The sequence below is a fragment of the Microtetraspora sp. AC03309 genome (assembly GCF_020826795.1).
Lineage (GTDB): Bacteria > Actinomycetota > Actinomycetes > Streptosporangiales > Streptosporangiaceae > Microtetraspora > Microtetraspora glauca.
Genome location: NZ_JADDIL010000031.1, coordinates 13,310 through 30,024, shown reverse-complemented (window position 1 = coordinate 30,024; position 16,715 = coordinate 13,310). Strand labels below are relative to the sequence as shown.

18 protein-coding genes and 1 riboswitch are annotated in these 16,715 nt (G+C 67.6%); of the genes, 12 read left to right on the top strand and 6 right to left on the bottom strand.

Features of this window, described 5'->3' with window-relative positions:
* Positions 1 to 5 precede the first annotated feature (5 nt).
* The 10 genes from IMZ11_RS19690 to IMZ11_RS19645 all read left to right on the top strand — a co-directional run bounded on the left by IMZ11_RS19690 (position 6) and on the right by IMZ11_RS19645 (position 9,049).
* On the top strand, positions 6 to 1,025 hold the full coding sequence (locus IMZ11_RS19690) for an ABC transporter permease (RefSeq protein ID WP_228643541.1): 1,020 nt from the start codon (positions 6 to 8) through the stop codon (positions 1,023 to 1,025).
* 62 nt (positions 1,026 to 1,087) lie between these two features.
* On the top strand, positions 1,088 to 2,044 hold the full coding sequence (locus tag IMZ11_RS19685) for a substrate-binding domain-containing protein (protein ID WP_228643539.1): 957 nt from the start codon (positions 1,088 to 1,090) through the stop codon (positions 2,042 to 2,044).
* Positions 2,044 to 3,537 carry a sugar ABC transporter ATP-binding protein gene (locus IMZ11_RS19680; RefSeq protein ID WP_228643537.1) on the top strand — a complete coding sequence of 498 codons (1,494 nt, stop codon included), beginning with the start codon at positions 2,044 to 2,046 and terminating at the stop codon, positions 3,535 to 3,537. The genes IMZ11_RS19685 and IMZ11_RS19680 overlap by 1 nt, the downstream gene beginning before the upstream one ends.
* 61 nt (positions 3,538 to 3,598) lie before the next feature.
* The gene (locus IMZ11_RS19675; RefSeq protein WP_228643534.1) at positions 3,599 to 4,570 is read left to right on the top strand and encodes a sugar-binding transcriptional regulator; all 972 of its coding nucleotides are present in this window, start codon (positions 3,599 to 3,601) and stop codon (positions 4,568 to 4,570) included.
* 113 nt (positions 4,571 to 4,683) lie between these two features.
* Positions 4,684 to 5,667 (top strand): thiamine pyrophosphate-dependent dehydrogenase E1 component subunit alpha, encoded by a 984-nt coding sequence (locus tag IMZ11_RS19670; protein ID WP_228643532.1) that lies wholly within the window; start codon positions 4,684 to 4,686, stop codon positions 5,665 to 5,667.
* The gene (locus IMZ11_RS19665) at positions 5,664 to 6,671 is read left to right on the top strand and encodes an alpha-ketoacid dehydrogenase subunit beta (protein ID WP_228643530.1); all 1,008 of its coding nucleotides are present in this window, start codon (positions 5,664 to 5,666) and stop codon (positions 6,669 to 6,671) included. Before IMZ11_RS19670 ends, IMZ11_RS19665 begins: the two co-directional genes overlap by 4 nt.
* Positions 6,672 to 6,705: 34 nt before the next feature.
* Positions 6,706 to 6,945 carry a biotin/lipoyl-containing protein gene (locus IMZ11_RS19660; protein WP_228643528.1) on the top strand — a complete coding sequence of 80 codons (240 nt, stop codon included), beginning with the start codon at positions 6,706 to 6,708 and terminating at the stop codon, positions 6,943 to 6,945.
* Positions 6,946 to 6,949: 4 nt separating this feature from the next.
* A complete protein-coding gene (locus IMZ11_RS19655) occupies positions 6,950 to 7,621 on the top strand; it encodes a dihydrolipoamide acetyltransferase family protein (RefSeq protein ID WP_228643526.1) in 672 nt (223 codons plus the stop codon).
* Positions 7,513 to 8,433, top strand: coding sequence for a hypothetical protein (locus tag IMZ11_RS19650; RefSeq protein WP_374462383.1), 921 nt, complete (start codon positions 7,513 to 7,515; stop codon positions 8,431 to 8,433). The genes IMZ11_RS19655 and IMZ11_RS19650 overlap by 109 nt, the downstream gene beginning before the upstream one ends.
* A 37-nt stretch (positions 8,434 to 8,470) precedes the next feature.
* Positions 8,471 to 9,049, top strand: coding sequence for a 1,4-alpha-glucan branching protein (locus IMZ11_RS19645; protein ID WP_228643522.1), 579 nt, complete (start codon positions 8,471 to 8,473; stop codon positions 9,047 to 9,049).
* Between the two features lie 63 nt (positions 9,050 to 9,112).
* Here IMZ11_RS19645 and prfH read toward each other — a convergent pair whose 3' ends face one another.
* Both prfH and IMZ11_RS19635 read right to left on the bottom strand, forming a co-directional pair.
* Entirely contained in the window at positions 9,113 to 9,772 is a 660-nt protein-coding gene (prfH, locus tag IMZ11_RS19640) for a peptide chain release factor H (protein ID WP_228643519.1), read from the bottom strand.
* Positions 9,769 to 10,959, bottom strand: coding sequence for an RNA ligase RtcB family protein (locus IMZ11_RS19635; RefSeq protein ID WP_228643517.1), 1,191 nt, complete (start codon positions 10,957 to 10,959; stop codon positions 9,769 to 9,771). The genes prfH and IMZ11_RS19635 overlap by 4 nt, the downstream gene beginning before the upstream one ends.
* 389 nt (positions 10,960 to 11,348) lie before the next feature.
* On the opposite strand from IMZ11_RS19635, the gene IMZ11_RS19630 reads away from it, so the two are divergent.
* Entirely contained in the window at positions 11,349 to 12,332 is a 984-nt protein-coding gene (locus IMZ11_RS19630; protein ID WP_228643515.1) for a hypothetical protein, read from the top strand.
* 180 nt (positions 12,333 to 12,512) lie between these two features.
* Here the strand turns inward: IMZ11_RS19630 and IMZ11_RS19625 are convergent, their stop codons facing one another.
* From IMZ11_RS19625 to IMZ11_RS19615, 3 genes are all read right to left on the bottom strand, one after another.
* Entirely contained in the window at positions 12,513 to 13,175 is a 663-nt protein-coding gene (locus IMZ11_RS19625; RefSeq protein WP_228643513.1) for a hypothetical protein, read from the bottom strand.
* A gap of 286 nt (positions 13,176 to 13,461) precedes the next feature.
* A riboswitch (cyclic di-AMP (ydaO/yuaA leader) is annotated at positions 13,462 to 13,640 on the bottom strand.
* A gap of 71 nt (positions 13,641 to 13,711) precedes the next feature.
* Entirely contained in the window at positions 13,712 to 14,803 is a 1,092-nt protein-coding gene (gene galT, locus IMZ11_RS19620; protein WP_228643511.1) for a galactose-1-phosphate uridylyltransferase, read from the bottom strand.
* Entirely contained in the window at positions 14,800 to 15,603 is an 804-nt protein-coding gene (locus tag IMZ11_RS19615) for a DeoR/GlpR family DNA-binding transcription regulator (RefSeq protein ID WP_228643509.1), read from the bottom strand. Before IMZ11_RS19615 ends, galT begins: the two co-directional genes overlap by 4 nt.
* Before the next feature lie 149 nt (positions 15,604 to 15,752).
* Here IMZ11_RS19615 and IMZ11_RS46740 point away from each other — a divergent pair, with 149 nt between their 5' ends.
* On the top strand, positions 15,753 to 15,830 hold the full coding sequence (locus IMZ11_RS46740) for a 50S ribosomal protein bL37 (RefSeq protein ID WP_373282358.1): 78 nt from the start codon (positions 15,753 to 15,755) through the stop codon (positions 15,828 to 15,830).
* Between the two features lie 117 nt (positions 15,831 to 15,947).
* Here the strand turns inward: IMZ11_RS46740 and IMZ11_RS19605 are convergent, their stop codons facing one another.
* Entirely contained in the window at positions 15,948 to 16,643 is a 696-nt protein-coding gene (locus tag IMZ11_RS19605; protein WP_228643505.1) for a hypothetical protein, read from the bottom strand.
* Positions 16,644 to 16,715: the final 72 nt, after the last annotated feature.

Here is a 16,715-nt window from a genome sequence, read left to right as displayed (position 1 = left end):
TGGCCATGACTCAGAATCCCGCGAGCGTCGACTCCCGAGCCGATGACGGCCGGCGGTCACGGCGCGGCGCGGTCAAAGGCGTAGCGTGGGTCCTCGACGGAGTGGGCGGCCCGTTCCTGGGCCTGGTCGTGCTCGTCGTCATTATGGCGATCTTCGCGCCCAACTTCGCCAAGCCCATCAACCTGATCAACATCCTCGACCAGGTGACCGTGCTCGGGATACTCGCGCTGGGCGCCACCTCCGTCATCATCACGGGCGGCATCGACCTGTCGGTCGGTTCCGTGTTCGCCCTGTCGGTGATGGTTCTCGGCTGGCTCTCCCACGACGGCGGGCTGCCGTTGTGGATCGCGATGGTCGCCTGTGTGGCGGTCGGCGGCCTCGCCGGGCTGGTCAACGGCCTCGCCGTCACACTGACGAAACTGCCGCCGTTCATCGCGACGCTCGCCATGATGTCGGTCGCCCGAGGTCTGGCCAACATGACCACGGACGGACGTCAGATCGCCGGCTACCCCGAATGGTTCTACTCACTGGCATCGACCAGGTACGGCGGCTTCATCTCGATCACGTTGATGGCGCTGATCGTGCTCTACGTCATCGGGTGGATCATCCTGAAATATCGGCCCGGTGGCCGTGCGGTCTACGCGGTCGGCGGTAGCCCGGAAGTCGCCCGCCTGGCCGGCATCAAGGTCAAGGCCGTGACGACCTGGGTGTACGTCGTGGCCGGCATCACGGCCGGACTCGCGGCCATCGTGCTCGCCAGCCGTCTCGACTCCTCCCAGCCCAGTGCGGGAGAAGGGCTCGAACTCGACGTCATCGCCGCCGTCGTCATCGGAGGCGCCAGCCTCGCGGGCGGGGTCGGCCGGATCACCGGCACGATCGTCGGCGTGCTCATCGTCGGCGTCATGCACAACGGACTCAACCTCCTCGGCGTGTCGCCGTTTCTTCAGCAGGTCATCATCGGCGTCGTCATCGCCGCCGCCGTGTTCACCGACGTTCTCCGGCGCCGCAAGGCACGAAGCACATGACCGCCGGACGACAAGAGATCTGGAACGTTCCCGTAGGAATCGCCAGGAAAGGAACCCCCCGAATGTACAAAACATGCCGGCCGGTAAAGATGTTCGTCGGACTGATGACCGCGGCCGTACTGTCCACGACGCTCGGCGCGTGCGCGTCGAGCACCAGTGCCGACGACAGCGGGATCACGATCGGTCTCGCGATGCCCAACCAGCAGTCCCCCTTCTATGTGGCGATCCGCAAGTGGGTCGAGGACGAGGCCAAGCGCGAGAACGTGAAGGTCCTGGTCGCGGACGCCAAGAACGACGCCGACGACCAGGTCAGCCAGGTCCAGGACTTCATCACTCGGGGGGTCGACGGGCTCATCTACATCCCGGCGGGCGCCGCCGCGGCGACGGTTCCGGTACGCGCGGCGAAGTCGGCCGACATCCCGGTCGTCACGGTCGACCGCAACCCCAAGGACGCCCCCGGCGATACGTTCATCGCGACCGACAGTGTCGCCGCCGCGCAGGAACTCGGCGAGTGGGTCGTGAAGAATTCCGGCGACAGGGGCAAGCTCGCGATCATCCAGGGCCAACTCGGCACTACGCCCGAGGAAGCGCGTGACGAGGGGTTCAAGAAGGGCGTCGAGGGCAGCGAGATCAAGGAAGTCGCACGCCAGGCTTCCAAGGCGTGGCTGCAGGACGAGGGCTACCAGATCACCACGGACCTCCTCCAGGCACACCCGGACATCGACATCATCTTCGGGCGGGCCGACGGGCTCGCGCTCGGCGCGGCACAAGCCGCGCGCAACGCGGGAGCCAAGGACATGCTCGTCGTCGGATTCGACGGAGACCCCTCGGGCCTTGAGGCGGTGAAGAGCGGTCTGCTCTCCGCGACCGTCACCCAGCAGACGACGCTCATGGGCAAGCTCGCCGTCCAGTCGACGCTGAAGCTGATCAAGAAGGAGCAGGTGCCCGCCGAGCAGCTGCAGAAGGGCATCTTGACGACCGGGGAGAACGTCGATCAGTACATTGCGAACCACCCGTGATGAACAAGCCCGCTCCCGGCCCGATACTGACGATTAGAGGAATCTCGAAGTCGTATCCGGGCACCACCGCACTGCGTGGAATCGACCTTGAGGCGCGGCCGGGCGAGGTGATCGCCCTCCTCGGTGAAAACGGCGCTGGAAAGTCCACCCTGTCCGGTATCATCGCCGGTGCGATCCAGCCGACCACGGGCACCATGACATGGCAAGGCCGACCGTATTCGCCCGCGACGCCGCGCGACTCGATCACACGGGGCATCGGCATGATTCATCAGGAGATGCGGCTGCTACCCGATCTGACCGTGGCCGAGAACGTCGCGGTCGGTCGATGGCCCACCCGTGCCGGGTTCCTCAGCGGGAAGACGATGTTTCGGCAGGCGCAGGAGCAGCTGCGCAAGGTCGGGTTCACCGGCCGCATGAATCAGCCCGTCCGGGAGTTGAGCGTCGCCGGCCAGCAGCAGGTGGAGATCGCCAAGGCGCTCATGCTGGACGCCTCGCTGCTCATCCTCGACGAGCCGACCGCCGCCCTCGGCGAGACGGAGACGACCGCTCTGCTGGAGTGCATTCACTCGCTCAAGGCGCAGGGTGTCTCGTTCCTCTATGTCAGTCACCGTCTCGCGGAGATCGCGCAGATAGCGGACCGCGTCGTCGTGCTCCGTGACGGGGAGAAGGTCGCGGAGCACGACAGCGGGAAGATCGCCCCGGACACACTGGTGCGGGAGATGGTCGGACGCAGCGTCGACCGGCTCTTTCCGGAGTTCGACGCCCCGCGCGACGAGGTCGTTCTGTCGGTCGAGGGCATCTCCGACCGGGCCGGCCGATTCGACGACATCTCACTCACCGTGCGTGCCGGAGAGGTCCTCGGCATCGCGGGCATCGTCGGCGCTGGACGCACTGAGCTGGTACGCTCCATCGCCTCCCTGGAACCACTCCGCTGCGGTGAGATCAAGGTCGACGGTGTGCCGCTCCCTCCGAACGATCCGATCGCGGCCAAGGCGGTGGGAGTCGTCCTCATTCCCGAAGACCGCAAACGACAGGGCGTCATCCTCTCCGACACCATCGAAGACAACATCGCGCTGCCGAATCTCGCCGCCATAACGAGGTACGGCTTCGTCACCCGCTCGGGCGTCACCGAATTCGCCCGGAAAGCCGCCGCACGATTCGGCATCAAGGGTGACATCGGGGACTCGGTGGCGACGCTGTCCGGCGGTAACCAGCAGAAAGTCGTCCTGTCCAAGTGGCTCTCGTCGGATCCGAAGGTCATCATTCTCGACGAGCCGACCCGGGGCATCGACGTCGGCGCGCGCGCGTCGATCTACGAGATCATTTCCGAACTCGCACAGCAGGGCAAGGCGATCATCGTGGTCTCCTCGGACCTGGAAGAGGTGCTCGGTCTCGCGCACCGGATCATGGTCCTTGCCCAAGGACAGAATAAAGGGATCATGGATGCGGCGGACGCGACCGCCGATCGCGTCATGGCATACGCCACCCAGTGAACATGTGCCACCGCGGACCAGAGCAATCGGTGACATCGATGGTGCAGAAAGGAGTAGCCACGTGATTGGGAGGACGGGCAACGAGAGTCGCGACTCCGTGGCCATGATCGTGCAGGTTGCGCGGATGTATCACGAGCAGAACATGACCCAGCCGGCGATCGCCGAGCAGCTGCGCATCTCCCAGTCTCGTGTGTCGCGGTGGCTCAAGCAGGCGGTGGAGATGGGGATCGTGCGCACGGTCGTGTTGCCGCCCGAGGGCGTCCACCCGGAACTGGAGGAGCATCTCGTACAGAAGTACGGGCTGCGGCAGGCGCTCGTCGTCGAGAGCAGTGGTGACGAACGCTCCACCATGTGGGCACTGGGAGCGGCGGCGGCGACCTACCTTGAGGCGACGCTCGCGAACGGCGCGCGAGTCGGGTTCTCCTCATGGTCGGAGACCCTGCTGGCGACCGTCGACTCGATGGTGCCCCTCAAACATCGGCGCGCTGAATCCATCGTGCAGATCATGGGCGGAGTGGGACAACCGGAGGCACAGCTCAAGGCGACAGAGCTCACGTTCCGGCTGGCCCGCATCGTGGGCGGCACCCCCATGTTCCTGCCCACACCGGGCATCGTGGCGACGCCGTCCGCGCGCGAGGCGCTCTTCCAGGACCCGAACGTCGTCGAGACGGCGCAGGCTTGGGAAAACCTCACCGATGTTCTCGTCGGCATCGGCAGCGTCACGCCGTCGCCATTGCTCCGGGTTTCCGGAAACGCCGTGTCCGAGGCGCAGATGCGGACGTTGCGCGAACTCGGTGCGGTGGGTGACGTGGCGATGCGTTTCTTCGACTCCGATGGCCGCCCGATCGAGACCGAGTTCAACGACCTGGTCGTGGGTATCGGCGTCGAGGCGCTGCTGAAGACGCCGCGACGTGTGGGCATCGCCGGTGGCGCGCGCAAATTCGAGGCCATCCGCGGAGCCCTTCGCGGGGGATGGGTCGACGTCATCGTCACTGACCTGACGACCGCGCAGGCACTCATCGCCGAGAGCTGACCGGAAGAACCCGGCGTAGAACCCGGCGTAGAACCCGAAAGGTGCGACCTGACCCTTCGACGGTAACATTGAGAATAGCAATTCGACATTGAATATCTATGCAAGGGGGTTGTGTGGGCACCGACATATCAACGTCCACGCTGCTGGAGATGCAGCGGCGGATGACGCGCATTCGGCGCTTCGAGGAGCGCGCGGCGAAGATGGTCAAACGCGGCCTGATTCCTGGAGCCGTGCACACGAGCATCGGCCAGGAGGCTCAGGTCGTCGGCGCCTGCATGGCGCTCGATGACGACGACTACATGACGGGGAACCACCGCAGCCACGGTCATCCCATCGGCAAGGGTTCTCCTCTGGGTCCGCTGATGGCAGAGCTCGTGGGCAAGGCCACGGGAGTGTGCCGGGGGAAGGGCGGGTCGCTGCACCTGGCCGATTTCTCGGTCGGCAGCCTGGGCGAGTCCGGCATCGTCGGATCCTCCATCCCGATCGCGGTCGGCTCCGCTTTCGCATCGAAGCTCCTTGGCCGCCCACGCGTCTCACTCGCGTTCTTCGGCGATGGCGCCGCCAACCAGGGAGTCCTCTACGAGGCCATGAACATGGCGGGTGTCTGGAAGCTGCCCGCCATCTTCCTGTGTGAGAACAACCAGTACGCGCTCAGTACGCCGGCGCACACCGTGACCTCCGGCAACATCTTCGAGCGCGCGACCGGGTTCGGCATCCCCGGCGTCCGCGTCGACGACGGACAGAACGTGATCGCGGTGTACGACGCTGTGAAGGCCGCGGCTGACCGCGCCAGGTCGGGCGAGGGCCCGAGCCTCGTGGAGATCATGACCTACCGCTTCAACGAGCACTCCGAGGGCCTGCGCATCGATGACTACCGCGACAAAGAGCAGGTCAGTGAGTGGCTCCGCCGTGATCCGCTGGATTGCCTCACCGGGCGGCTACGCGATCGCGGAGTCACCGACGCGCAACTCAGGGCGCTCGACGCGGAAGTCATCGACGAGGTCGATCGTGCGGTCGAGTTCGCGAACGAAAGTCCCTATCCCGATCCGTCCGTCGCATTCGAGGACCTGTACACCGATGAGGTGACCGCCGTATGAGCGTCATGAGCTACCTCGGAGCCATCGGCGCCGCGCAGCGCGAGGCGATGGAGGCCGATGAGCGCGTCATCATCGTGGGCGAAGACGTCGAGGCAAACGTCTACGGCACGACGGGCGGCGGAAAGTCGCGAAGCAGCGAAGGCGACTTCCTGCAGTTGTTCGGCCGTAATCGCATCAGGAACACCCCGATCTCCGAGGAAGGGATCGTGGGCATCGCGGCCGGTGCCGCGATGACAGGGCTGCGCCCCATCGTCGACCTCTCCTATTCGAGCTTCCTTTACATGGCGATGGACCAGTTCGTCAACCAGGTCGCGAAGAGCCGCTACATGTTCGGTGGCCAGGCGTCCATGCCCGTCGTCTTCCGTTCGGCGATGTTCTACGGCCTCAACACGGGCGCGCATCACTCGGACCGGCCGTACCCGATGTTCATGAACGTCCCCGGGCTGAAGATCATCGCTCCCGCGTCACCCGCTGACGCGAAGGGGCTGCTCCGCGCCGCCATCGATTCCGATGACCCGGTGCTGACATTCGAGGCCGTGAAGCTGTGGGGGCTGAAGGGCGAGGTCAGCGACCAGGCCTTCCGAATCCCTCTGGGAGTCGCGCGGACGGTCAAGGAGGGGACCGACGTCACCCTCGTCGCCATCTCCGGTTCGGTGCCCGACGCGTGCGCAGCCGCCGACCGCCTCGCGGAGGAAGGCGTGTCGGTCGAGGTCATCGACCCGCGCACGCTCGTGCCCTTGGACACGGCCGCGATCCTCACCTCCGTCGCGAAGACCGGGCGGCTCGTCGTCGTCGAACCGGCCCACCGTACGTGTGGGGCCGCGGCCGAGATATCCGCCCTCGTCGCGGAGGAGGTATTCGACGCGCTCAAGGCTCCCATCGTGCGGCTCACCGCGCCGGACATGCAGATCCCGTTCAGCCCGAGCCTTGAGCAGCAGATGTACCCCACACGCGATGGCATCGCCGCCGCGCTCCGGCGGGTGACCGGTCTCATGCCGGCGTGACGGTGTTCGGACATACAGGAAAGGAAGCTGGAAAATGAGGGTTGAAGTACTGCTCCCGCAATGGGGAATGGGCATGAGCGAGGGGACGGTGTCCTGCTGGCTCAAGAAGGTCGGCGAGCGGGTCGTCGAAGACGAGCCACTCGCCGACGTCGAGGCCGAGAAGGTCGAAGAGACCGTGGAGTCTCCTGCGACAGGCATTCTCACCGAGATCCTTGTGCCTGAGGGAGAGACCGTGGAAGTCCGCGCGGTCATCGCCGTCATCGAGACGGACTGAGACGATGACCGTTGACGCGAGCGGCCCCGCCGTGCGCGGCGTGGTTCCGCTGACCGGTATCAGGCGGGCCGCGGCACGCAAGATGATCAAGGCGTGGGAAGCGCCGGCCTTCACTCTGACGATCACCGTGGACATGTCGGCCGCGCTCGCGGTGAAGCAGCGTGACGCGGGGGCGACCGTGACCGACAGGCTGATCGAGTGCTGCGCACGAGCACTGGTGAAGAACCCGCAGCTCAACGCGTGGTACGACGACATGGCCGTCACACAGTTCGATGAGGTCAATGTCGGTGTGGCGGTCGCGACCGACGCGGGCCTCATGGTTCCCGTCGTCCAGAGGGCCGACCGACTCGCGCTGTCGGAGATCAGGGATGCCCGCCGTGATCTGGTCTCCCGGGCACGGGAGGGCCGGCTCGGCAGGACCGACGTGACGGGGGGCACCTTTACGATTTCCAACCTCGGTATGCAGGGCATCGACCGGTTCACTGCGATCCTCAACGTGCCGCAGGTGGCGATTCTCGCGATCGGCGCGACCACAGAGCGGTACGTTCGCCGTGACGGCGTGGAGGCGTGGGTCCCCCAGGCCGACTTCACCCTCACCTGCGATCACCGAGCAGTCGACGGCGCGACGGGCGCCGCGTTCCTCACGGAACTGCGCGCCCTGATCGAGACACCTTGATCCCCGTGCCCCCCGCCGATCTGACCGATCCCTCAGCAGGAGACCCGTTTCAGCACGTTACGGGTCTCCTGCGGGAGTTCTCGCAAGGAGAGCGGACATCCCCCATTCTCCATATCCGTCGGTTACGGCCGGTCGTCGCCTTCAGCCGTCGTGACACGAGGAACCCTCGGTTCGAGTTCGCCGCGGCGGCGGCCATGGCGCATGGCTTCGCCGCCCACGTTCGCCCGGTCGGCGGATCGGCCGCCCCCCTGCATGAGGGCAGCCTGGTCCTCGATCACTTCGGCGTCGACCCGGACGGCGTCGTGTCTCCGCATCACCGCTTCACCGCGGTCGCGGAGGCGCTGCGCGCCGCCCTGGCCTCCCTCGGTCTGGATGCTCGCGTCGGTCCCGTACCCCGGGAGTACTGCCCGGGCGACCACAGCGTCAACGCCCGGGGCCGAGTCAAGATCGCCGGTATCGCCCAGCGAATCCGGGGGCGCTCCTGGCTGGTCAGCTCCGTCGTGCAGGTCCACGGCGGCCCCGCCCTCCGCGAAGTAGCACTGGCCTGCTACGACGCACTGGACCTGGAACTGGACCCCTTGACGATCGGCACGGTCGAGGAGGAAACCGGCATCCCCGACCTGCGCACCGTCGCAGCCGAGATCACCACGGCGTACGTCACGCGCGGACTTGTAGGCCCCGACGAGATCATTGACACCACCAGACCCGAGCGCACTCGTCCAGACGCCATCGGTCGCCGACTGCCGCACCCGTCACTCACCCCCGCTCGGGACGCACCGCCGTCACCTATAAGGTCGATCACAGTTCGTTAGGGGACAGGCCCAGTCCCACGCGCGTGAAGGAATTCGCATGGCCAACATCCACCACACCACCCTGACGCCCACCAAGCTGGAGCTGCTCACCGAGTGGTTGCCGAAGCAGAGCTGGTATGCGGGCGACGCGGGAACGCCCGAGCTGGTGAAGGCCGGTGGGTTCCGGTTGGACGATCCGGAGGGTGAGGTCGGGATCGAGCTCATGGTCGTGGTGGACACCACCGAGCAGGAGCCAGTGGCGTACCTGGTGCCGATGAGCTATCGCGGTGCGGCTCTGGAGGGTGTCCCCGGCGAGGCGCTGATCGGCACCTCTGAGCACGGGGTGCTCGGCCTCCGGTGGATCTATGACGGTGTCCACGACCCGGTGGTGATGGCGCAGTTGCGCGCGCTCCTGCGCGGCGACGCGATGCCGCAGCACCAGAGCAAGAGCGACACCCCGGACTCGACCGTCACCGTGCACGGAATCGGCCCCACCGACGGGATCGAGGTGCGGGTCAACCGCGTCCTGCGGCCGGTCGAGGACGCGGAGGGGTCGTCCGGACACGTCGTCGCCGGGTGGACCTGGCCAAACGGAACGGCTGCGCGCGGCGTGTTCGCGGCCGTCCCGCGGTGGTAAGTCCTCAACGCAGGCCAGAAGCCGGCCCCAGCGGACCTGGGAGGATCGGACGGGGGCGGACTGTCATGGTCGTCGGCGCGTCTGCTCCTGTGAGGCCAGGTCCTGCTTCGGCATTTCCGGGCGTTCGATGCGGATGGGGTTACCGCGTACGAGCTCATCGTGGACGCGCCAACAGGCGGCGGTGACGGCGCGCCCTGCCGTCTCGTCGCCGTCCTCGATGCGCTGTCGTAGCAGCCGCATGGCGATGCGGCGGTTGAGGCTGAACTGCCGCTCGGTGTCGACCACAACGACGATCCCCGACGGCCGGTGGGTCGCCCGTACCGCCGTGCTGGCTTTGTTTCGATGTTGACCGCCGGGGCCGCCGGTGCGGCAGGCGACGATGTCGACGTCCGCTTCCTCGAACGTCGTGCGCGGGGTGTCCACCTGGCACGGTTGGGCGATGACATACCAGTTCTTCCGGCCTGTGCCGGTCCGGTATGGGCTGGGAGCCTGCCAGCACAGGGTCCCGGTCCACGAGGCGGCGAATGCCTCAGCACCGGCTCCCGATATCTGGATCAGGACCGATCGGTAGGTATCGGGCCGGTCACCGGGAACGGTCTGGGCCCGATGGGTTTCCAGGTTCTGCCGGGAGGCGTCGGATTCCAGGCGGCGCAGCAGCCGGGCCAGCGCCCAGGCGCACTCCTGCGGGCCACGCCCGGCCGACAGGAGCAGGTGGACGCTCACTGCCGGCCTCGCTTGCGGCGCTGGTCCCGCTGGGGTGTGGATCCGAGATCGGGTGTCTTGTAGGTGACCAGAGGAACCGTGGTGGCCACGGGCGTGGCCAGGTCATGGTCGACGAGGTCGGCGATCACCTGCTCGATGCGCTTGTAGGCCGTCGGCGCCTCCTCGAAGAGCAGCTGGCGGTCTCCGCACACCACCAGCGACCCCACCGGTGTGCGGCGCAGCTCCTCGACCGTGTGCTTGGCCCGGCCCCGGCGCAGGGCGTCCGCACGCGACATCTTGCGGCCCGCGCCGTGCGCGACGGAATGGTTGGCGTCCGGCCCGGCGTGGGCAGCCACGAGGTAGGAGGGGGTGCCTCGCGTACCGGCAATGCACACGTCGCGGCCGTCACCCGGCGCCGCCCCCTTGCGGTGCAGGTAGACCCCGTCGCGAACCTCGACCAGGTTGTGGCACTGGTCGATGAGCGGCTCGGCGGGCTCGGCCCCCAGGGCATGGGCGACCCGGGCGGCCATCAACCGCCGGTTGAGCGATCCCCAGCGTACGGCTTCGTCGTGCATCGCCAGGTAGGCGTCGGGATCAGGGGCGGGGCCCGCGCCGTGGACCGCGGTATGCGCCCGCAAGATCCGTTCGCCCAACCCTCGGGAACCGCTGTGGACGATGAGAACCAGGTCGCCGTCGGCGAGTCCGAGACGGCTCGCGTGGTCCGGCTCGAAGACGGCCTCGATCCGCGCCAGCTCGACGAAATGATTGCCCCGGCCGACCGTCCCGAAGCCCTCGACGTGACCAGCGGGGATGTCGCCCTTCACAACGGCCCAGGCCGGGTCGTCGGCATCTTGCTCGGGATCCAGCGCGCGATCGAGGTCGGGAAAGCGGGCGGCGAGCTTCTCGGGTACGGCGCGCTTGAGCTTCATGGGGAACACGGCGATGCCGCAACCGATGTCGGAGCCCACCAGGAACGGGTACAGCACGGTCGATGCCATGGCGGCGCCGATGGGGGCGCCCTTGCCAGGGTGCAGGTCTGGCATGGCGGCGACGTGCATCATGCCGTCGAGGGCGGCCACCTGGTGGCACTGCGCGAGGGCGTCGGACTCGATCCAGCTCGCGGGGGAGGCGAACACGGTGACGGTGGCCGGACCCATGGCCGTGGTGGACGGCAGCGGGGACTCCTGCCGGGAGTGTTGCTGAGACAAAAAGGCTCTCTTCCCTTAAAGGGCATGGGCTGACAGCGTTGCGGGGCGCGTCGGCGCCGTGGCATCTCGGAGTGGCGCGGTGCTGTCCGTCAGAGCGTCATGGACACCACGTTCCCTGAGCCAACCAAGCGAGGCAAACGATTTTCGGTCGTACGGGCCTGTATGCCTGCACTCCGCCACCGAACGGGTCGGCACACTCGACCGGCGCGTCAACCGCTCAACAACCTGACCGCCTTCAACCTCCGCGAGCATCCCCGCCGTCTCATCGCCGTGTGCCTGCGCCTCGGAGCCGGCGAGCACGCTCGCCTCATTAACCATCATGAACCCGGGCGAATCGGTAGTCTGCGGCAATGTCATTCGATCATCGATCTATTGGCGCGATAGCGCTGGTGGCGGCCGCCGCGCTCACCACAGCCGATCCCTCGGCCGCGCAGGCGCACAAAGCGCCCACGACCACGGCAGATCGCGTCTTACGGGTCTACAACAACAACATCGAGAACCTGGTCAGGAACAACGCCGACGGCTCGTGCACCCGGGTCTCGGGTCCGGACCACCTCACGTCGATGCTGGTCGACGACAACGGCAAAACCGGCACCTCAGACGTGCAGGCACCCGACCTCCTGATCGTGCAACAGGTGCGTGGCACCGGACAGGCCACGGCGTACGCCGATCAGCTCTCGGCCAAGTTCGGCTATCCGGCGGGCACCTACAAGGCGATCGTGGCCTGGGACGACCCCGAGGTGTGGGGCGGCACGCACAAGTGCAGCCAGCAATCGCTCGGAGACCTGAAGAAGAAGCAGACCAACGGGATCCTCTACAACACCAGAACGTTGAGCCTCGCGGCGGGCAACATCTCGAAATACTGGAGCGCGGGCTGGCTGAAGCCCGGAACGTCCTACCGCGACGGGGCCGGGTGCACGCTGTACAAGCCGCCGAGCAACGACGCGAGCAGCGCCAACGAACACAAGTGGAAGCGCACGAGCGCCATCGCCGCGAAGTTCACCATCAAGGCGACGGGAACACCGGTGTTCGCCGCGACCATGCACCTCCCGGAACAGAACGGGGCGAACGCCTGCGCGGGTGCGGGCTCCGCGGGCATCGCGAAATCCGGCATCCATATCGGCGCGGACGCCACGAGCCTGATGAAGGCATCGACGATCCGCGTGATCGGGATCGACGCCAATCGCACGGGTATCGCCCCGACAACGCTCGGCGGCTTCGGCATGACCGGTTACGGAACGAAGGCGACCTCCGGCTCCAGAAAGATCGACTACTTGTTCATCAAGGGCACCGTGCAACCGTCGAGCATCGGCCACACAGTAGGCAGCACGAAGTCGAACCATCTCGCGCTGTACGGATTCGTCAAGTTCTGAATGGGTGAACCCGTCGGCCCTCCTGAAGGTGACCGCCGCCCCGCGCTCGGGCAAGGCGGCGATCGGACACGGACGTGCGATCGAACCAGGTCGCCGCCCTCCCACCGAAGACCCACACGACCTGCCAGAACGTCTGTACGTCCGATGCAAATAGCGCATCGGATGCAATATGCGTCTTTTTCAGTACATCGAGATGTGGACGTGGTCGTAGTGGTTCGCGGTGATGCCGCCGCGATCGGACATGGTGCGCCACCCGGGGCTGCCGAGGTTGTAGATCCGCTGCTGCCAGATCACGTACTTCACGCCCAGCTTGGAACCGTTCTTGATGGCCCAGACGGCGAGGCTGTCGCCGAGGGCCTTCATGCCCGGGCTCGGCATGGAGCCGCCCGAGCTCATCATGAAGTCACAGGCCCGGCCGAGCGGGTGCTCGCCCGAGGTGTCGACGCGGTAGCAGCCGACGGTGTAGCGCAGATCGAAGTACTTACCGACCTCCGCCTTCATCAGGCGGGTCCGGGGCGTGATGTTGTCGCCGCCGGAGGGGAGTTCCGGGGCCCAGCCGCCACCGGCGAGCTTCCCGGGCGCGATCGGGATGAGCTGGTCGAGCTTGTTCTTGATGTCGTCGATCAGCTTCTCGGCGGCCTTGCGCTGCCCGGCGACCTCCTGCGACCGCGTCTTGATCTGCTCGATCAGGGCCGCCGCCGCGTCGGCCGCGGCCTTGCGCTCCTTCGTGAGCGCGGCGACCTGCGAGACCAGTACGGCCTGCTCGTCCTGGATCTGGGTCAGGACGGCGGAGTTCCGCAGGTCGGTGCCCAGCAGGCCCAGGTCATGCGTCTGGTAACGCACGCCGGCGATGCTGATCATCTGCTGCCTGGCCGCCTCGAAGTCGGACTCCGCCTTGGCCAGCCGTTCCTTGGCCGCTTTCTCCGACTCCTGCGCCTTGGCGAGCTCGACCCGCTTGGCGTTGTAGTCGGCGATCAGCTTGTCGACCTTCGTGCGCAGCTCGGCGAGTTGCTTCCTGAGCTGGCTCTCGCTCGGCTTGGGAGCGGCGTGGGCCCCTGAGGCCGTACCGAAGACGAGGGCAGCCGCGGCCAGAGCCGCGGCGGCCGCCGGAAACGCGCGGGGCAGAGCCCACTCCTCTCCATCTGCCGGCCGGGTTAGCTGACGGGTTCGGGCTGGAGGAGCCCTGGCACTGGCGTGCCTTCACCCCAGGTACACGGCGATTGCTCCCGGAATCGGGGGATGGATCGCCACAACGTCGTGGGTCCCCGGCTCCCGGGCGAGGCGCCCGGGATTAGGCGCACCGGCTGTGGCAGCCGGTGCGATGGATAGTAGTGGTAAAGCCCGGGTCATTGCTACTTAAAGTTGCAATCTACTAGTGATCAACTCGTTATCGGATATTCACGCAACATCCGGGCGGCGTCCTCAGGGGCTACGTCGTTGACGAACGCCCCCATCGCGGACTCCGATCCGGCCAGGTACTTGAGCTTGTCCGGCGCCCTCCGGATGCTGAACAGCTGGAGGTGGAGGTAGGCAAGATCGCGCCGATAGGTAACCGGAGCCTGATGCCAGGCCGCGACGTACGGCATGGCCACGCCGAACAGCGCGTCGAGTCGGCGCAGCACCCCGGTGTAGAGCGGCCCGAACGCGGCGCGCTGGTCCGGGTCCAGCGCGGGCAGGTCCGGCACCCGCCGGTGCGGGTAGACGTGGATCTCGAACGGATAGCGGGCGGCGGCCGGGACGAACGCCGTCCAGTGCTCGTTGGACGCCACGACGCGGGGACCCGTCCGCTCGGCGGCCAGCACGTCGGCGAAGAGGTTCCCGCCCCTGTGCCGCGAGGCGACGCCGAGCATGTGGCGGGTACGCGGGGTGACGTACGGATAGGCGTAGATCTGCCCGTGAGGATGGGGGAGGGTGATGCCGATCTCCGCGCCCCTGTTCTCGAAGCAGAAGACCTGCTCGACGCCCGGAAGGGCGGACAGCTCGGCGGTGCGGTCGGCCCACGCCTCCACGACGAGTTCGACCTGCGCCGCGCCCAGCGAGCCGAAGGACGCGTCGTGGTCGGACGTGAAGCAGACCACCTCGCACCGCCCGACACCGGGCCGCGCCGCGCTCAACCCGCCGGGATCGGCGAAGCCGCCTCCCAAGGGGTCGCCCCCTGTGGAACCGTCCCCTGAGAAGCTGAACGAGGGGAAGCGGTTCTCGAAGACCGCGACGTCGTAGTCGGAGGGGATCTCCGAACCGGGATGGGCCGGACACAGCGGGCACTCGTCGGTGGAGGGCAGGTGGGTCCGGGTCTGGCGGTGCCCCGCGATGGCGATCCATTCGTCCATCAGCGGGTCGTAGCGCATCTGCGAGGCGCGTGGGCGCGGGGGTAGTTCGCGCGGATCGACCGCGCCGCGGTCCGCGTCGTCCCGCCGGTCGTAGTAGAACAGCTCCCGGCCGTCGGCGAGGTGGGTGATCGTGCGCTTCACGGGGCCGGTGCCTCCGGCTCGTCGGCGCCGGGATCCGCCAGCACCAGCTCGCCCACGTGCTCCGACAGCGCCGCGCGGGCCTCGCCGGACAGGCCGGTGTCGCTGACCACGACGTCGGCCTGCTCCAGGCGGGCGATCGTGCTGATGCCGATCGTGCCCCACTTGGTGTGGTCGGCCAGGACGACGAGGCTCTGGGCGGCCCCGACCAGCTCGCGGTCGGTCTCGGCCTCCAGCAGGTTGGGCGTGGTGAACCCGGCCTTCACGCTCATCCCGTGGACGCCGAGGATCAGCATGTCGACGTTCATCGAGCGGATGGCCGCGACCGCGACCGGCCCGACCAGCGCGTCGGAAGGGGTGCGTACGCCGCCGACCAGCACCACGGTCTGGTCGGGCCGCCCGGCGCGGTGGAACACGTCCGCGACCTTGAGCGAGTTGGTGATGACGGTCAGTTCGGGCACGTCGGCCAGATGGTGCGCGAAGGTCCACGTGGTGGTTCCGGCCGACAGGGCCACCGAGCTGCCCGGCCGGACGAGACGCGCGGCGTGGCGGGCGATGGCCTCCTTCTCGGCCTGCTGACGGGCCGACTTGGCGGTGAACCCGGGTTCCTCCGTCGATCCCGCGCCGACGATCGTCGCGCCCCCGTGGACCTTCTCGACCAGCCCGCGGTCCGCGAGGGCCTCCAGATCTCGGCGTATGGTCATGTCGGAGACGCCGAGATCCCGCACCAGCTCGGCGACGCGTACGCCGCCGGTCCTGCGGACCCGCTCAAGAATCGCCTGCTGCCGTAGCTGGGCAAGCATCACCGCTCCAATCAACAGATTCCAACAAATTATGCCACACAGAGCGGGCGTCGATGTTGAATCATGGTGATATGAGTGGCGCGCTATACGGCACCTGGCGTGGTGATGAAGAGTGGGGGCGCAAGCCGTACGACGAAAGGCGGTTCCGCATGGGCAAGAGAGCGCGCAAGTCGAAGGCACGGAAGAAGAAGCAGGCGAACCACGGCAAGCGGCCCACCGGGCGTTAGCCGACCGGCGCCGCCCACAGCCGGGTGGCGAGGAGCAGCGTCTGCTGGTCGGCTCCGGCGGGCACGTGCCGGTGACCTCCTGTCACTCCGGCCTGCCGGTAGCCCTCCTCCTGCCGGTCACGCCGCGCGGCGACGACACGGGCGGAAGTCGGCGGCGGCGGCCGTCAGCAGGCCCAGGACCATGAGGCCGCGCAGCCCGATGTCGGGGAACCGCGTCATGGTGTCGAAGTACTGCTCGGCGGCGACCAGATCGAGCCCGTGCGACGCGACAGTGCTCATGTAGAGGCTCCTGGCCACGGAGAAGACCGCCGCGAGTGCGAGGGTGCAGGCGGCGACGCCCAGCCCCGCGCCCAGCGCGGCCCGGCGGCGGCTGCGCGCCAGAAGGAACCCCGCGGCGAGCGACGCCACCGAGGCCACGGGGATGATCCAGCCGACCGAGGTGTAGGCGAACCGGCCGGAAGTGATCGCCCGTAGCCCCTTGCGCGCCACCCTGCCGGCATCGATCCACAGGCCCTGATAGACGGCGCTGCGAGACAGCCGCGGCATCTTCTCATCGACCAGGCTCCGGACGTGGGCCAGCTTCACGTCGACCTCCATCGGAAGCCCCCGCTGTTCGAGCGCGGCGGCCGCCTCGTCGACGCTCCACACCTCACTCGCCGTCCACACGGCCACCAGGGCGACCGGTGCGAGCCCGCAGCCCAGCGCGATGAGGATGATCGCGACCGCGGACGCGAAATGACGGCACGGCCGGCGCGACGCCGCGACCTGCCCGCGCGGACGGAGCTGCTCGGTGTGCTCGCCCGCGTCGCTCACCCCACTGCTCCCCGTCCCGTACGGCAGGTGTCTTCCGGGGAAAATACCCCCGGGAGGGCGCCGAACCTGGAA